General features: G+C 49.3%; 12 protein-coding genes. 5 read left to right on the top strand and 7 right to left on the bottom strand.

Going from position 1 to position 17,954, the window contains the following annotated elements; genetic code table 11:
• Positions 1–220 precede the first annotated feature (220 nt).
• From GGU45_RS19745 to GGU45_RS19735, 3 genes are all read right to left on the bottom strand, one after another.
• Positions 221–388 carry a hypothetical protein gene (locus GGU45_RS19745; RefSeq protein WP_435227704.1) on the bottom strand — a complete coding sequence of 56 codons (168 nt, stop codon included), beginning with the start codon at positions 386–388 and terminating at the stop codon, positions 221–223.
• A 262-nt stretch (positions 389–650) separates the two neighbouring features.
• Positions 651–2,504 carry a PL29 family lyase N-terminal domain-containing protein gene (locus GGU45_RS19740; protein ID WP_435227702.1) on the bottom strand — a complete coding sequence of 618 codons (1,854 nt, stop codon included), beginning with the start codon at positions 2,502–2,504 and terminating at the stop codon, positions 651–653.
• Between the two features lie 129 nt (positions 2,505–2,633).
• Positions 2,634–3,380, bottom strand: a complete 747-nt coding sequence (locus GGU45_RS19735; protein WP_435227700.1) for a hypothetical protein — start codon at positions 3,378–3,380, stop codon at positions 2,634–2,636.
• 46 nt (positions 3,381–3,426) lie between these two features.
• Between GGU45_RS19735 and GGU45_RS19730 the strand changes: the two genes are divergently transcribed.
• The 3 genes from GGU45_RS19730 to GGU45_RS19720 all read left to right on the top strand — a co-directional run bounded on the left by GGU45_RS19730 (position 3,427) and on the right by GGU45_RS19720 (position 7,089).
• Positions 3,427–5,448 (top strand): sensor histidine kinase, encoded by a 2,022-nt coding sequence (locus GGU45_RS19730; RefSeq protein ID WP_435227699.1) that lies wholly within the window; start codon positions 3,427–3,429, stop codon positions 5,446–5,448.
• A gap of 12 nt (positions 5,449–5,460) precedes the next feature.
• Complete coding sequence (locus GGU45_RS19725) at positions 5,461–6,096, top strand: response regulator (RefSeq protein ID WP_435227697.1); 636 nt, start codon at positions 5,461–5,463, stop codon at positions 6,094–6,096.
• Positions 6,097–6,777: 681 nt separating this feature from the next.
• Positions 6,778–7,089: a helix-turn-helix domain-containing protein gene (locus tag GGU45_RS19720; protein ID WP_435227695.1), complete on the top strand. Its 312-nt coding sequence runs from the start codon at positions 6,778–6,780 to the stop codon at positions 7,087–7,089.
• Positions 7,090–7,138: 49 nt separating this feature from the next.
• Here GGU45_RS19720 and GGU45_RS19715 read toward each other — a convergent pair whose 3' ends face one another.
• The 3 genes from GGU45_RS19715 to GGU45_RS19705 all read right to left on the bottom strand — a co-directional run bounded on the left by GGU45_RS19715 (position 7,139) and on the right by GGU45_RS19705 (position 9,020).
• Positions 7,139–7,699, bottom strand: a complete 561-nt coding sequence (locus tag GGU45_RS19715; RefSeq protein ID WP_435227693.1) for a hypothetical protein — start codon at positions 7,697–7,699, stop codon at positions 7,139–7,141.
• A gap of 80 nt (positions 7,700–7,779) precedes the next feature.
• The gene (locus tag GGU45_RS19710) at positions 7,780–8,343 is read right to left on the bottom strand and encodes a hypothetical protein (protein ID WP_435227692.1); all 564 of its coding nucleotides are present in this window, start codon (positions 8,341–8,343) and stop codon (positions 7,780–7,782) included.
• 11 nt (positions 8,344–8,354) lie between these two features.
• Positions 8,355–9,020 (bottom strand): RHS repeat domain-containing protein, encoded by a 666-nt coding sequence (locus tag GGU45_RS19705; RefSeq protein ID WP_435227690.1) that lies wholly within the window; start codon positions 9,018–9,020, stop codon positions 8,355–8,357.
• 283 nt (positions 9,021–9,303) lie between these two features.
• Between GGU45_RS19705 and GGU45_RS19700 the strand changes: the two genes are divergently transcribed.
• Entirely contained in the window at positions 9,304–9,567 is a 264-nt protein-coding gene (locus GGU45_RS19700; protein WP_435227689.1) for a hypothetical protein, read from the top strand.
• 672 nt (positions 9,568–10,239) lie between these two features.
• Here the strand turns inward: GGU45_RS19700 and GGU45_RS19695 are convergent.
• Positions 10,240–10,365: a hypothetical protein gene (locus GGU45_RS19695; protein WP_435227688.1), complete on the bottom strand. Its 126-nt coding sequence runs from the start codon at positions 10,363–10,365 to the stop codon at positions 10,240–10,242.
• A gap of 53 nt (positions 10,366–10,418) precedes the next feature.
• On the opposite strand from GGU45_RS19695, the gene GGU45_RS19690 reads away from it, so the two are divergent.
• Entirely contained in the window at positions 10,419–17,912 is a 7,494-nt protein-coding gene (locus GGU45_RS19690) for a hypothetical protein (protein ID WP_435227686.1), read from the top strand.
• Positions 17,913–17,954 lie beyond the last annotated feature (42 nt).

The raw sequence follows: 17,954 nt of genomic DNA, 5'->3' as shown, positions 1-17,954 counted from the left end.
GCGGCTGTCAAAAGTCGCTTTAAAGCGGGATGCCATTCCGAAGATGTCATCCCGGGCCTGACCCGGGATCTATTCTTGTTTCAGCATCTATTGACGAACAAGCATCTTTATATACCGAAACAATCCCGATCGCTCCTATCGGGACGGCATGACATAATAGCGACTTTTGAACTTGCGTCCGCTTCCATTTATTCTGCCATAAAGACTACGATCTTAAGACTTACTCAAACCTATAATCATTTTTGTTAACATAAAAAATCTCAATGGTCCAATGGCAGCCCCTGGTCGTTTGCGACTCTACAAAGATCCTGTAGTTAGAGCTCCCGATGATCTGGCCTCCCTTTTTCTCCCAGCCACCGTTGGTACCATCGGTCCAGTTTCGCAGCAAATCAGGCGCAGGATCTCATTCTCTCTTTCCGAAAGGTAAATGAGAATATCGTTATTGTTTTTGAAGGCATACGCGTGCGCATGCACACGGGCTTGCCGAGGGGCTTGCATGGTAAACAGGGGGTTGAGGGCTAACCCTTTCCGGGTCAGTTATTTTATACAATGGGCATCTCCGGCCTTAAAAAGCACTTACTCCGGGCCTTGTTCTATCTTCTTTGCTATAAACGCAACGGTTGAGGGTTGCCTGATTAAAGATCTCCGCGTTACGGCAGTACAGCTTTAGTAAACACACTCACATTAGAGGTACCGCCAATCAGTAAATTACCAAATTCGTTAAAACCCGTTGCCCAATAGCTACCATCGCTCTTTTTGATCATATTGCTTGCCAATCCAGGAATCAATTTTACGGCATCGCCCGCTACCTGTGTAAACTGATTAATGGCACTTCTGCTGCCGGTACCCATCTCTCCACGCTGGTCTGTCCCTGTAGTCCACACCGAGCCGTCATTTTTCAGGAGTATGGAATTGATGATACCGCAGCCGATTGCTTTTACGTCGTCTGCTACTTTTGTAAATTGATAACGTGGGTTGTTATCCCCGGTACCCATTTCACCAGCTGCGTTGCGGCCGGCAGCCCAGGCCGTACCATCATTCTTAAGAATGATAGAAAACGCATTGTAACCACAGGCAGCTGCTTTTACGCTGCCGGTAATATAAAGCGGCGTAAAGCTGCAAACAGTGCCACTGCCGGCAAGGTCGGTTGTCTGGCTTTGGTCCAGTCCCAGCTGATAGCTTGAGTTGGCACCTGCTCCATAAACCGAACCATCGTTTTTTACAAAAAGCGTATGCGCATAAGTGCCGGTTATCTCTTTTACATCATTGGTTATTATTTTTACGGGGGTGAAACTATTGGTGGGGTTGCGGTGGCCAATCCCCAGCTGGCCAAACTCATTGAAACCGGTAGCCCACAAACTGCCATCGTCTTTAACAATAAAAGAGGAAAAGTAGGTTGCTGCAATAGATTTTACGTCCTCTGCCAGTTTTACAAATGTGTTATGCGATTGTATATTTCCTGTTCCTAATTGGCCGTAAGAGTTGCGTCCTGCGCCCCAAACGGTACCATCATTCTTTAATACCAGGGTATGGCCATTACCGGCAACCGCCTGTTTAACGCCAAACATGATAACCACAGGTGTTGCGGGATTATCATAGTTTCCCGTACCCAGCTGCCCGTATGCATTATCCCCCACTCCGTAAAGATCTCCATTGGGTTTTAAAAGCAGGGTATAGCCCGGTCCCGGTGTTATTTGCCAATCGGCTGTGGGCAGGGTGTAGCTTTGAGTTTGCCCGTTAGTCGTGTAGGTAATCGTTACATAATTGCCATCTCCTGTAATACTAAAGCCCGGTATGCCTGCCGGGCCCTGTGCACCGGTATCGCCTTTGCTGCCCTGCGGGCCAATGGCGGGTACAGGGTTGCCGTTTTTGTCTTTTACCACCTGCCAGTTGGTACCGCCATCATAACTGATGAGCCATTGGTTGGCTGCCGCATCTGCCCGTAGCTGCGGGGTAATGCCATTGGCGCCATCTTTACCGTTTTGACCATCCTGTCCATCCTGCCCGCTTGCACCATCATTACCCGTTACCCGCAGCTTTTGGCCGCTTTGCAGTATAAAATCCCCGCCAAGTGTCCAGTAATATTGTCCATCGCCCCCCTGCTTTACTCCTATGGCCGGGGCATTCAATCCGTCTTTTCCATTAACGCCATTAGTACCGTTTTGTCCATTATTGCCATTAGCACCGTCTTTTCCATTGGTACCATCTTTACCGTTAACAAGTGCAATGCTGCTGCCATCGCTCATCGTAAGCAGGTAACCGGTGGCAGTGGCAACATAAGATGTTACGCTGATGTTTTTTTGCAGCGCTTCTGCAACGGCTTTTAAAGCATTAATATCGCTGTTAATGCCTTTTACCGCTGCTTCCAAAGCCGCAATGCGGTTAGCCTGACTATTGAGCTGATCCTGCTGATTTTCCTGCATCCGGCGCAGTTCATCAAAATCGGTGCGGCGGCAAGCGGCTACCATCATTATCAACAGGAATAAGTAAACTGAAATACGCATAAATAAAAATTTTTATTTAGTTGGTTGGTTCGTGAGGACACGAACCAAGACAATGGGGACACGAACCAAGACAATGAGCACACAAACCAAAACGAACCGGAAGTTGGTTCGTGGGGACACGAACCAAGGCTAATTTTTGGCTCTTCCAATATCGAACTGTACGCCGGCCGTGGTATAAAGCAAAAGATTGACCCGCCATGCCGGCCGGGTGCTGATCCCTTCAAACCGCTCATCACTAATCCAGCTCAGGGCAGAACGCAGATAAACTTTGGCCTTTCTATCCAGCTTCACGGCAACCCCCGCATCACCTCCGGCTGCATATACCCATTTTTGAGGCGCAGCGCCTTCCGTAAGTTTCCCGTAGGAACGGAGATCGAAAATTTCCGGGGTAAAATGGTTGAAAGAGAAGCGGGGCGCCAGCTCCAGGTCCACCACCCTGTCTTTTGAAGGACGCAGCAGGGCAAACAAGCGCACGGGAAGCCGCAAACCCAGGCTTATAAAACGGGTCCTGCTGTAAACGGATCCCAGTGTCCAGCTTCCTTTGGTATATTGGAGTACTCCGTTATTGTCGATGTAGTCATTAACCTGCCATTCTGATGCTCCCAATATTCCCGCACCATAATCGGCGTCCAGCTCGGCAGCCAGCCATTTGCCAAAACGGTAGCCGCCGGCAATACCTATGGCAGCCCCCGGATAGGTTTTTTTACCAACTGAAGTAATATCGCCCCAAAACAAGGGGGCGCCCGCCTGCAGCCCAATGTAGCACTTTGGCTCCGGAACACCGGACCCATACTGCGCCTTTAAAAAAAGAGGGAGCAGCAGGCAACAGCAGGTAAGATTGAACAGTCTTTTTAAAAGATATTTATAGTGTATCATATAAGCAGTTGTTCTATCAGGGCTTTTAAATACTGGTACAAAAGTAATGTTGGAACGGGCCGGGTACAATACCAAAAAGTCGGTAGTGCTCATAAAACAAGAGCCTTTACCTGTTTTTTGGTATTTTAATCCTAATATTTTATTGCGCATCTTTACAAGATATATGAAACGATTCCGGCTGCGGTTTGGTATCCCTCTTTATTGGCTGCTCTGCCTCCTGGGCAGCGGGCCGGCTTTATGCCGGCCGCAGCAAAAACCACTGATCATTACCGGCCAGGAAGTATACCCTGTTGCAGACTATTTGCACTGGATGCAAACAGCGCAACGGATGCCGGCAGACAGCGCCTTCTATTTACTGCAAAACGGAGCGGGCCGGTTGCTGGCACCTGATATTTCCATCAACTCCGGGTTCAGCAGCTATTATTACTGGATGACGTTCACCCTGCAAAACAGATCAGATAGCAGCAATGCTCTTTTTTATCAGTTCAACAACCCCTATATTGACGTCATAGACATTTATCTTAAAACAACGGCTGGTTTTGAAAAGCTGTGGACCCAGGGTTCTTTGTTTCCCTTTGCAACAAGAAGCTATCCCTATCATGATTTTGTATTTCCCATAAGTATGGAAGCCGGGCAAAGCGCTACTTACCTGATCATGGCTGAAAAGCGGGGAGAACTATTCAGTACAAAGCCGGAACTAATGAGCGCCCGTCATTTTAAAAAAAAGGAACAAAACCTTTACCTGGTCTTTGGAACGATTATGGGGATGATGCTCTTTAATATCCTGATCAATATATTCCTGGGCATTTCATTAAAGGACCGGATCCATTTCCTGTACGCGCTTTATGTATGCGTGGCACTCATCTGGTTCTTTAGCAGTATGGGCATCGACTACCAGTTATTCTTCCCCAACCACCCCGCCTGGTTCCAGCAGTCGCAGGGGATCACCGGCGCCGTCACCATGGTACTAATGGCCCAGCTGGCCACGGTCTTTTTAAAATTAAAGCAGACAAAAGCCAGGGCTTATACATTTTTGACTATCGCAAAATGGGTATTAATCCTCATATTGCCCGTAAAAATAGGAGTATATACCGGCGTGCCCTATTATTCGGTTCTGAAAAAGATCGTCATGAACATTTACCTGCTTGCGGTTGCCGGCATTGCATTGGGTATGATATGGGCCGCCATCTTGCGTATCCGCCAGGGTTTTAAGCCCGCCTGGTTTTTCCTGGCCGCCATGTTTTACCTGGCCTTCAGTATTGCGAAAACCTGTTATATTATCATTGGACGCGGAGATGTATCGGAGCTGGTTTCTCCTCCCACCAATATACAGCAGGGGATCATTATAGAAACGATCATTATTTTTATCGGGATCATTTACCGGTATAACCTGTTTAAAAACGAAAAAGAAACGCTGCGCCTGGCGCTGGCCGGTCAGCAGCTCCAAATGGCACAGCAGATCGTAAGCGCCCAGGAGGAGGAGCGAAAGCGGCTGGCCCAGGATCTGCACGATGATGTGGGAGCCACCTTAAGCTCATTATTACTACACATCACCAACCCGCCCGAAACCGGGAGCCCGGCAACGCCTGCAGTCCAACAACACTATGAGCGTAGTACGTCTATAACTAAAAAAGCGCTTACTGATCTCCGGAATATTTCGCATAACTTATTGCCAAAGGATCTCACAACATTGTACCTGTTCCAGGAATTAAAGAACAGGATGGATGTACTCAACAGCTTTGGCGCCACCCGTTTTGCAATAAGCACTGATGGCGATGATACAAAGCTCAATGAAATGCAGACCGTTACCCTGTACCGGGTCATTAACGAGCTGGTGAACAATATCGTAAAACATGCCAAAGCTTCGCAGGCGAATATTGATATTACAATTGCAGATGAGCAAATAACCCTGGTTGTGGAAGACAATGGCATTGGTTTTACAACCGGCAAAACAGCAGCCGGCATCGGGTTAAAGAACATAAGCTCACGCGTAGCCTTTCTCAACGGAACAATAAATATTGATACAAACAGGCAGGGTACCACCATTATTATTGTTATACCCTTATAAAAATTCACGTTCATGAACCGGACCAAAATCATCATCGCAGACGATCACACACTTTTTGCCGACGGGCTGGAGCAGATCGTACACTCGCTGGACAGTTTTGATGTGATCGGCAAAGTAACGGATGGCAAAATGCTGATGCAAAAACTGAATACAGCTGTGCCCGACATGATCCTGATGGACGTGAATATGCCCTTCTTAAACGGCATGGAGGCGGCCCGGAAGATATTGGGCCTGTTCCCAAAAATGAAAATCATTTTTATCAGTATGTATAACAATGTGCAGCTAACCGAACAGGCAAAAAAAATGGGGGCGGCCGGCTTTATTATGAAGGATGTAACAGCACCGGTGCTGAAAGAAGCGATCCTGAATGTAAATAAGGGATTGACCGCCTTTCCGGCCGCGGCAGCGCCTGCCATTGTTCCCGGTTTCCCGGGAGATGATGATCCTTTCCTGCTGCAGTACAAATTATCGCCCCGGGAGCTGGACATTTTGCAGCTGATAAAAGAAGGCAATGCCTCCAAGCAAATTGCGGGGATACTGGACCTGAGCGTTTATACCGTTGAAACCCACCGGAAAAATATACACCGTAAATTACAGGTTCAGAGCACGGCCGAGCTGATTGCCCTGGCGCATAGGATGAGCAAATGAAAACCAGCCCGATGCTAAGATTTAATTATCTATTATCGCCAAAGGCAATATCTTAATGGCATGTGCCTACAAGCCTCATGCAGCTTCATGCTTCGAAGAGTTTGGGGATATTGCGGCTACGGCGGAACCGCTAAAATCTGCGTTTCAGGCCTGGTTATGACCGCCTGCAGGCAGTATTCTGTTTGCTGCTCGTTGTGGACGTCATAACCGCCATTCCACTGGATTTTATCTTTCACTGTGCGGCGGACGGCACCTTCGGGAAGGTAATCGTTTCTTTAGCATGTTCAAAATCATTGCTGCTACAAATGGTGGAGGCAGTATCGATTGAAGCATAGAAATTCTGAAGCTGAGTGTCCGCCAGCGGCGGACCTACCACTTTGTACTGAAGGTAATAGAAGCACTCATCCGGAATCGAGCCGTAACCGATTCCGGGGCCCTTTTTGGGTACCTTTTTGGGCAAACAAAAAGGCTACAAAAAAATAATGCAAGGGTTTTGCGGGGTTGGTCGTGCTTTGCTTGCCGCATCTTGTCTTTATCTGACCTCAAATGAGCCCGTTTTATGATGAAATTTGTTGAATCGCGAGTTAAACAGCAGACCCTATGTAGATATTGGCATTTATCATCGGTTCCGCAATGAGATTTAATTATCTATTATCGCCAAAGGCAATATCTTAATGGCATGTGGCTGCAAGCCTCATGCAGCTACATGCTTCGAAGAGCTTGGGGATAAAGATCGGCATCAATGGCGATGCCTACGGTCGCTACGAGCGCAACGAAGTAAAACCCTCTATTGAAGTGGCGGCTAAGATCGCTGACGCTCTCGAAGTATCATCAAATTACCTCACCGGCAATACCGATCTGCTGCTCGAAAAAAGCATGGTAAAACGCATGGCCGATATCCAGCAGTTACCTGAAGATGAGCAAGCTCACCTGTTCGCCCTCATGGACGCTCTTCTCAGAGATCATAAAACTAAAAAAGCTTACGCGCAATAAGTAAAGCCCGGCTGCGCCGGGCTTTACTGTTGAAGATTTCTCGATCCCCTTACTTCCCAATAAAACTAAAACCATTTACGTAATTGTAAAACAACTGATATCTTTTGGGGTCAATGTTATATAACAAAATGGTTGCCGCTCCTTTTTTTATAAACATCTGTTTCCTGTTGATGTTTATCGGTATTGCTTTAATGTTATCCTTCTTATGATCTGAAGTAGATATCTTATAAAGAACAAAATTATTTAATTCATCTTGAGAAGGGGAATAAGCTGTATCTCGATTTGCTTCTTTAATGTCTAAATCAATATTAATAAAGACTACCTGTTTTTTATCATAATGGAACTCAAAATCGGAGGAACCTAATATTCCATACCATCTTAACCCTTTAGGCAGCTTAACCTTAAATGATTTTGGATATATCTTTTCTGTATCCTTTGTTAAAACAACATTCGTTTTATGCAAAAAAACATTGCTATCAGGATAAAAATCAAAGTAGTCCTGCATTATTGGTACACGAGTTCTTGTCTTGGCAACATCTATATACCTGTTGCAAGAAACAGCAATGCAGCATATAAAAAACAATACTAAATATGTAAGAGACTTGGCCATTACTTTTTGTTTATTTTCTTAATTGCATCCTGAAAAGATGAAAACGGTTGGGTAATAATTGATCCGCTATAATTGTAAAATCATATGTGCCTTGTTGTCTCTACTTTAGAACCGCCTCCTCCCAATGTAGTAGTGCTACCCCCTAATGAACTGGAAGTGGATACTACTTCTTGTTTATAGCCTAAAACAACGTTGGGCGTTGTACCTGAACCGGCTTGATCTGTCTTTGATGGAGTTGGAGTACCAACGCTTACAATATTCCCGTCTTTATCTTTCTCTAATGGATGAGTGTGCGCATCATAAGAAGGCTTATCTCCCTGTGCTATTAGATCTCTTCTTGCATCAGCTCGATCATTATAAGTAACCTCAGCCTCTTTACTTTCAACAGTTTTGGATATTTTTCCTTGTTGGCCAACTTCTAAATAATTTTCTTTCCCACTAGCCTCAGTTTTATCATATGCATTTTCAAGTTTTGCAGACAACTCATTCGTTGGATTATTCAATACATTTCTCTTATCAATGGCAGCATTAACGTCAGCCTCCTTCTTACTTGTAGTCAATACAAGCACTTTATCTGTTTTTCCATCTTCGACATGCTTAACCATCTTACCATAGAGTTTATAATAATCAGTCAATGGCGCCATGCCATCTGGATCTATATATCGAATGGATTATCAAAGGCGTAATTGTACGGTGAGAAGCGTCGCATTTTGTCGCTTAGAGGATCTATAGTATCCCATCTTCCGATTTGTGGGTCATAATTCCTCGCCCCAAAATCATACATCTCCAATCCCGTACCATCTGTAAATTCTTTGTTGTTTAACTCTTTACCTCCGAACATATAACGGTTGTGTAATGAGCCTGTTTGCTCACTACTGATACCTTTCACTGTCAACCCGAACGGATAATAACTCGTCTCCTCTAATAAATTTCCATTTTCATCGATAACGGACCTCACATTGCCCAAATGATCCTTCAAAAAATAATCATACACCCATGCACCACCCGACAGCCTTACCCGTCCTTCTTCGGTGTTTACAAATTGCAATACCCCATTTTCAAAGATCATTCCACCCAGGTAGGTGGTTACTTTTTGCGGTTGGCCGGTTTCCGATACTGTTTTGCCGAGCTTATTACCTGCCGCATCATAAAGATACGCAATTGTTCCGCCCCCTCCGGATCCCCCCACTGGGGAAGTAACAATAATTTGCTCCGGTAAATTTAAAACATTGTAGCTGATACTGCTGATGTTTTTGTTTTCATCTTTAGTCAGGTTGCCGTTGGCATCATAGGCAGTATTGGGATCAACCCCATCGCCCATGCGGCTGTTAAAACTGCCGGCAGCGTCAAAAGAACTGCGTTATATAGGGGCTGCTGTTCAACCAGTATTCAAGCAAATTAGACTGTAAGACAGTAGGTTCTGGTTGTTGAGGAGCGAAGATGCTGCAAGCAAAACACAACCAACCCCACAAAACCCTTGCATTAATTTTTTTGTAGCCTTTTTGTTTGCCCAAAAAGGTACCCAAAAAGGGCCCCGGAATCGGTTACGGCACGATTCCGGAGGGGTGCTTCTATCACCTTCAGTACAAAGTGGTAGGTCCGCCGTGGCGGACGCTCAGCTTCAGAATTTCTATGCTTTAATCGATACAACCTTCACCGTCTGTTGCAGCGATAACCCCGATCATGCTAAAGAAGTGGCTACATCCTCGAAGGGGGCGTCCGCCGCACAGCAAAAGATAAAATCAAGTGGAATGGCGGTTATGGCGCCGATGAGAATCTTCAAAAAGCAGCTGCAGGAAGGCTGTCATAACCAGGCCTGCAACGCAGATTTTATCGGTTCCGCCCCCTCCGTAAATATTCAGCCGTAACCGATCACAATAGGGCGGAATTTGCCTTGTGGCGGACTAGATCTTTTGCTCCACTTTTGTATCAATGACAAAAGTGGAAAATAAAATCAGGGTACCGATCTGGCTTAAACAGCAGATCCTACAGTGGCATTCGTCATCGGTTCCGCAATAAAATTTAATTATCTATTATCGCCAAAGGCAATATCTTAATGGCACGAGGCTGCAAGCCTCATGTAGCTACATGCTTCGAAGAGCTTGGGTTAAAACAAATCGCATTTGCAAAAAAAAAGGCGCGTTCCCATAAACCTAATGTCACCCCAAGATGTCATCCCGGGCTTGACCCGGGATCTATTCTTGTTTCAGGGTCTATTGAACGACAATATGCATAGATGCTGAAATAAATTCAGCATGACAGCAACAATTTGGAATGCAGCCAAAAACATTGTCTATAACATCTTTAAATTTTAAAAATGAATACATAAATGGTTTCTTACATAAAGTTAGGGCATTAAAGTGCCGGTTTATTTTTTTGATCCCTTATGACCCTTTATGATCTCTTCTGATCCCTTGTGATCCCTCCTGATCCCTTCTGATCTCAAAACGCATGTTTTCTGTATCCTTTCTGTATCCTTTCTGTATCCTGGCTGTATTCTGGCTGTATCCTTTCTGTATCGCCTGGAAAGTCTAAATAAATCAACAGGCATCTCCGTAATGCGCAAAAAACCTGTTTTTAACAACACCAGCGGCATAAACAAGCGGCAATACGGTCAGCGCATCCCCTCCATCACCAAAAATAGCGATTGCAATCGCCTTTTTCATGACTTAGATTTATAGGATCATGTACGACCCTCATTGACTTTAAACAGCATTATATGCCCCGGAAATTAGGCCTCTTTGACCTCTTAGCGCCACAGTACCTGGCCGGAATCCAGCTGCCGCAGCAGGTGTCCAGTTACCTGTCGATACTGGCAGTGGACGAACTAAATTGTTTTTATGACGACCACTTTGTGGTGTACACCGGTACGGCCAGCTTTGAGGACTCCGGCAGCGGCACCGCCGAAGTGGTACACGAAGAGCCCGGCGGAAGCCGCTTTACCTGGGAGAAAAAAAACCTCGGGTTCCGGATGATGATCCCGCGGGACGGGGCCGAATTTGTGGATATAGCAGCCAACAGTTCATCAAGCGGGAAACTGCCCCAGGTGGCGGCCCTGCTCAACGATCTGCGCCCGCAGCCGGATGCGGATATGGATGCATTGCCGGTGCAGGTGGTCGATTACCCCGCCGTATCCTTCCGGCTGGAGCTGCTCATTGATGTGCTCAATTTTTCGCTGGGCGATACCTGGAAGCCCGGCACCATCGACCCCTCCAATAACCGGGTCAAAATTGACCCGGAGCACGCCAGTGAGCGGGTTACCATCAGTCTGCCCAAAGTATTGATCAGCTATACCCAAACCGATAATGCCAACGACCTTAGTCCCCAGGTAAAACTTGAAAGCTGGGGTGTAGCCGGTTTTGACGCCCCCCAGGACCTGGCCATGGGAGAACTGATCAGGATGCATCCTGCCATTGCCGTACACCAGAGCGAGCATGTGGCCTTCAGCATCGACCAGGTGGTTTTGGACCTGAGCAAAGATGCCACCCCGCCCGAGATCCTGGATCATTTTGGTGTGGACGAGGAGTGGACGGGTATCTATATTGGCCAGGCGCTTTTATACTATAGTAACGACCAGGGGCTGGGATTTAACCTGCGGTTCAAAGACGCCCTTATTTCCTTTGACGGCGAAGTAACCCTGGAGGCGGCCCTGGATCTTTACCTGAATGAAACCCTCAGCAACCTTAGCACCACACCCCTCTTTTATAACGGCGCGCAGCGCGTGGACGGGCTGGTGAGGGGCATTATTGATCCCCCCGTTTCGGTATTACCTGCCGGACAACCCACCGGGAGGATCACTGTACCCCAGGGCACGGTGATGCAACTGGATATATCCGGCGGTATGCCGGCCTATACCATTGAAGTGCTGGAAAACGGCACCAATATCTGGAACGGCAGCTCCCGCTCCGCCACGTTTAATACCCCCGGCGACCGTAATGTATTTATTGCCGTAACCGATTCCGCAACCGGTGTCAGCGGGCCCGGGCATAGTTCGGAATACATTAAAGTAACGGTACAAGCCCCGTCCACACCCGCCCCGCCGCAGGGCACCAGTGCCGACAACCCCGCTTCCACAGACCCTTTACAGCCACTGGACCCCTTTAATATTACGGGTAACGACACCAATCATGAACTGGCCATCAGCAGCAGCGGCGAAACGGTAGGACTCACTGTAAGAGGGCCAGAGCCCTTTACATTAACCGTTACCGGCGGCGCCAGTCCGCAAACATTCACCAACCAGCGCACGGTACAGCTTACGGTGCCCAACGATACCAATCTTTCGGTAAGTGTCACCTTCCAGGGCAACCCGGGAGGCGCGCTCCCGGTTCAGCCGGAGGCCCTGTTTACCTTCAAACGCCCCGGCACCGGCTCCGGCGATATGAGTGGTTATACCAGCAACCCGATGAGCACGGACGACAGTATTTTTACCGCTTCCTGGAACAGCATCCGGGCAAATTTCCCCGATGCCGCCAGCATTGCTTCCATTCACCTGGAGGGCTGGGCCAGCAATGACCCCAGCGGTGCCACGGCCGATATCAACCTCTCCGACCGGAGAGCCCAGGTGGTAAAAACCCGGCTGGAGCAACTGTATCCCGGCATTACCCCCACCAAACATGCCAACGGCCACTCCAACCTGCCCTATGCACCGGATTCCAATGCCTCCAACCGGATGGTGCGCATCACTTTTACTTCGGCAGCCACTGCCGACCAGGCCATTACCGCTACCATCCACCGCCCGGCTTACAACCCCGGCAATCCACCGCCTACGCCGGTGCCGCCAGCGCCACCGCAGGCGCCCCCCCTGCCCAATTCCATACCACCGGTATTAAAACAACTGGGCATACGGGTAAAAGTGGAACGCAACCGGCTCAGCCTGCTGGAGCTGTACGGGAAAATTGATTTTCAAACCGAGATGGAGGACCGCCTGCGGACAGAATCCGGCGAGTCGAACGGTTTGGAGCTCAATAACGGCAACCCCAACGATGGCACGGTCGATTTTAAAATAGGCTACCAGTACGATCAGGCCACCCATGAAACCACGCTGGTCTTCATGCTCAAAAGCGATGCCACCGACACCGATGGCCTGCTGCACATGGATAACAATGCCGACCGCACCGACCGGCTTAAAAATATCTTTGGCGCCCTGCTGCTCTTTGCCCCCATCATTAACAGCGCAGCTACCAAAGTAGGGCAAAATACCGATGATGCCGGCGCCTGGATATCGCTGGCTGTAGGGCTGGCCGTACCCGTAGCTATCGGCAGCCTCAACGTATTCCGTACCCGCCGCGTGATCTTATTTGGCGGCGAGGCCCGTACCCGTTTTGTAACACCCGCCGCCGGCGAGCCCCTGCGCAGTCTGGACATCGGGCTGGTGTTTGACTATGAAGTTCAGTTTGACATCATTTGCGAGCAGCTGGGCATTGGCCGCGACCGGCTGCCCGGGGCCAGCACACCCCTGCCCCCGCCACTGCGCGCCCGGTACAAGGCCATCGGCTTTAACCTGAACTATTCCGACACCCCGGCTTATAAAGGACTTACCTACACACCGGTATTTGACGCCAGCCGCGGGTACGACCTGGACCTGAGTGATCCGTCTTTATTCCGGCTGCCGGACCCCCTGGGCCAGCTGTTCAATATTGCCGGCGCCCGCATTGCCCGCTTTAACCCGGTAACATTAGAAATCGACTTTGTTATAAAAGTAGACCTGGGCGTTATTACCGTAGACCGGTTCAAACTCAAAATACCGCTGGACCCGCCCGGTGTACCGCAGATCATTCCCAGCGGCGTACGGGTCAATATTCCCGGAGTATTGGTAGGCAGCGGGTATGTAGAGATCCTGGACACGACCGTGCAGGTACCGGTCAATGAAAACAATCCCGATGAAGGATTCCGGGAAATTCCGGCCAAAGGGGTACAGGGCGGACTGGACCTTACCCTGGTAAGCCTGAAGATACGGATTGCCGCCAATGTAGGCGTAGGTACCATCAAGGACCCTGTTACCAAACGCGAAGCCATCAGCGTTTTTGTAGGACTGCGGGTAGAGTTTCCCACGCCCATTATCCTGGGCGCCACCGGGCTGGGTATCTATGGCTTCCTGGGTGTATTTGCCATGCACTACAAACGCCTGGAGCCCGCCGCCGATCCTACAAGTGCCGTGGGGCCTGCATTGCGCTGGCTCATTAATGCCGATGGCGACCCTACCAAATTAAAAAACGGCAGTACTGCCCTCTGGGGTATGGCGCTGGACCGCTGGAGTTTTGGTGTGGGCGTTTTACTGGGTACAACGGAAGGCGGCTTCCTTGTGAACCTGCAGGGGATGTTTGTGCTGGAGCTGCCGGGCCCCCGTATCCTCATTATGATAAAGGCAAAAATTGTTTCGGTATTGCCTTCCAACCCCGCCCAGCCCGCTACCGAGCTACAAGTGGGTATCATTGGTATTGTAGATATCGACTTCGGGCGCCAGCAGCTGACATTGGGTGTAATGCTCAACTTCAACATTAAACAGGTGCTTGCCGTTACCCTGCCCATTGAGCTGTATTTCAGCTGGAACAATCCCAGCAACTGGCATCTCTGGCTGGGCACCATTGCACAACCCGCAAGCGCCACCATACTGGATATTGTACGCGGCTCCGCCTACCTGATGCTCCAGGGCAACGAGCTGGACTATTCCAAATTCGGCAACCGGGTGCCGGCATTTTTACGCAATAAAAAATTAAATGGTATTGCCATCGCCATTGGCCTGGAAGCCGCACTGGTACTGGGCGATGAGAGCGCAGGTGTCTATCTTAAAATAGCCGCGGGCGCGCATTTTGGCGTCAGCTTCAGCCCCTTCCTGGTAGTAGGCACTATGTACTTTGAGGGCAAGCTACGCCTGGTTATCATCAGCATTGGGGCAAGAGGCAGCTTTGATGTAATGGTAAGCAAGGTTTCCGGCAGTAATGACCTGAAAGTATATATGCACGGGGAGATCTGCGGCAGCATCGACCTCTTTTTCTTTGAAATCAGTGCCTGTGTGGGTCTCACCATCGGCGATGACAACTATGATGTGGAAGCGCCGCCGCTGATACGCGGGGTGTACCTGCAAAGCTTCAGCCCCGTGCTCACCAGCGGGCAGGGCAGCACCAAGCCCATTGATGCAAGCCTCGGTAATGCCCACGATCTGGCATCGGGCCCTGTTCCATCCAACCTGCTTTCCGTTCCCATCGATTCCCTCCCCGTTATCCAACTGCATGCCGCACCGCTGGTAGATGGCAGCTTTGCCGGCAACTCCTTTGTACAATCACCGGGCACCTACAGCGGCACCGGGGGCACCATTGCGCTGAGCGATGAAGTACAGGTAACCTACACGCTAACGAGTGTAATCCTTACCGAGAACGGCACTAACTATACCGATCCCTCGGGAAAGCCCCCCAGCGTTTGGCGCATCGACCGGCCCAATAATGGCAGTCCGACCGATACCAGCATCGACCTGGCTACGTTCAGCAGAACCCCCACCACGGCTCCCCATGCGGTGGAAAGAAGCACGGAACTGGATACCAATGTAACCGTTCGCTGGCAGGATGCCTGTAAAAAGCCAGCCCCTCCCGCACCGGTATTGTTCACCTTTTGTGAACAGACCATCGGCTACTCCTCTAACGGGTGGACGCTGACCGGCATTCCCAAGCCCGACCCGGATGGTACCGTAAGACTAAAGGCGGTGAACACTATGATGCGCGTGGTGGAATCAACCCCCAATAAAAAATTCAGCAGCTTTGATATCCTCATGAGCGAAGCCGGCTATGGCACCTGCAATGCCGCTAAAATCCTGGGCATCGACCAGTATAATGTACAGGTACCGCCATCGCGGGAACGGAAATGCTTTAAGCTTACCCGCGACCGGAAGGCCTATGCCGCCAACCCGCTGATTGTAGAAAAAGAGCTGGAGATCTTCAGCGCATCTGAAAAGAAATCCTTCTATAATACGACCCGTGGTTTTATAAAACACACCGAGCTCAAACCTTTTGAAAGTCCTTATAAAACACATTTCCGGCTTATAAAAGAACAGATCGGGCTCAGCATCCGCGAATACATGCGTATTGATGTATTAAAAGAGCCCGTAACTGAAATAGACTTCACGTTTACCAGTTTTAACACAAGGGCAAAAGAGGAGCCCCGCATGATCTTTTATGCCTATGATGCGGCAGGCAAACTGGTAAGCAAGCAGCTGTTCATCGATAAAAGCCGGAAAGAGGAAACCCACCTGGTATCATTAAAAGGTGAAAATATCAAACACATCATTGTGTACAACCGGAACTTTACCGGGCAGTTTTTGCAGATCTGCTATACCCGCATCCGGAAGCCGGACCTGGACCGCTTCAAAGACATGCTGAAATGCTTCCGCACCCTGCAGCTGCCCTATTGCTCCAAACCGGATGAAAAGAAACGGCGGCAGTTTATAGAATGGCTGAAAGAAGAGGAGATCAAAAAATATTATGACTCGGCCGACAACTGCTGTTATATCAATTTTGAAACAGGCCCCTGTGAATCGATCCTCTTTTACGGAGCCCTGCTGAACCAATTGAAAGAATCAACCCGGGAACAGCCATCGGCCACGCAATTGAGCGAAGCCATCGCCAAACGGATAAAGGTGGAGGAGTTGGATGCCGATAATCATGTACTGCATACCTACAGCCTTGCAGAGCTGGTAACCGACTACGATGTGGTATTACCAACCGATATACCGGCCGACTGGCTGAATGCAGCTCTGCCCTGGAGGCCCAAAATGATCCCCACGCTGGCCTACCTCAACAGCGGCTTCTTTAACCAGTACCGCAAGATCCTGTTCCTGGTAAAACCGCAGAGCGCCGCAACCACCCGCATCCGCATCTGTGCCTGCGACCGGCGCATTGGTTATCCTTTATTGCTGGTATCGGCCATTGAAACCCTGCAGCTGAGCGAAGTGGAGCAAAGCGCCCAGGTAGGCGAAATGCTGCAGACCGAGCAGGAAACCCTTACCGGCTATCTGAACGACAACAGTCCTATTCCGCTGCTAAAACCCGGCAAAGAATACCGCATCTCCGTCAACTATCATGTAAAGATTGAAACCCGGCAAAAGAAATCAGATCCGTTTACCGTTAAAAAAGAAGAAGACAAAACACAAAGTTTTGCATTCAGAACGGACAGCAAGCCGCCTCTGCCGCTGGCCCCCTATGTACTGGGCACAACGCCGGCGATGGATGATGGGTTCCATTTTTACAAAGACCCGCTCAGTGTGGTATTTAATGACAACGCCTTCCTGAAGATGTACCAGGCTTATGGCAAGCAGCTGAAAGCCGTTATCCGCGGCGCCGATGGGCAACCGGTGTTCCAAAGCCCCGAGATCGTGAGCACCCTGGAAGCCATTCCGGCAAGCGTAAAAACGCCCTACCGGGAAGCCATTGAAAAGCTCATCGAAGAAGGGAAACTTCCCTGTATGGGCGAGATCAGCTATCCCACCCATGCAAAGTACAGTCCGCCGTTTGAGCTGAAGCCGTTGATGCCTTATACGTTTGATCTTGAATTTGACCCCAAAGATCCTGTTGCCGCCGATCAATCGGAACAACCGCTGTTCCGGCGGGCTTTTAAAACCAGCCGTTATGCCAATCTTGAGGCCTTTACCACCGATCTGCAATCAACAGCCGTCAAACATAAAGCATTAACCGGCGCATTTGCTGGCCTTCCTGCACCAGGTGGCGGTCCGGCCCCCAGTGTGCATACGCTTTCGGATATTGATTTTGAAAACATGCTGCTGGCGGCAGGCATCACCCCATCCAACGCCGGCGAGCAAACCGGGTTTACCCTGTGCTGGAGTAGCCAGGCGGGCGATTTTGCGCCCTATGCCCTGTTGATTGATGCGGCAGAACCGATATGGCGCAGCCGGACCGAGGCCGTAAAGAAACCCGTACTGAACGCGCAGATGACCGAGATCGATCCCAACTTTAAGATATACGAAAATACCCCGGTAGACAGTATGATCCTGAAACAAAAAACCGGGGAGGCCGTGATCCTCCAGTTTGTAAAGGCAACCAGCGGAACCCGTACACTTGTGGTGTTTAAGCCCATCGTTATTCCACCCGCAGGCACCAGCGTTACGGTAAATATAACCCAGCCGGCCAGTGCATTTTACGATCTCCCGGATAAGACCCTGCCCTTGATCACCTTAAATCTTTCGGCAAAAGCGCCCTGGGAGGACTGATGATAAAAAAATCTGGAACCGCAACAATAAAAAAATCAAGTT

The organism is Niabella hirudinis (assembly GCF_051201075.1).
GTDB classification, from domain to species: Bacteria; Bacteroidota; Bacteroidia; order Chitinophagales; family Chitinophagaceae; genus Niabella; species Niabella hirudinis.
Note: the sequence above shows the minus strand (reverse complement) of the source record. Positions and strands in the feature narration are given on the sequence as shown.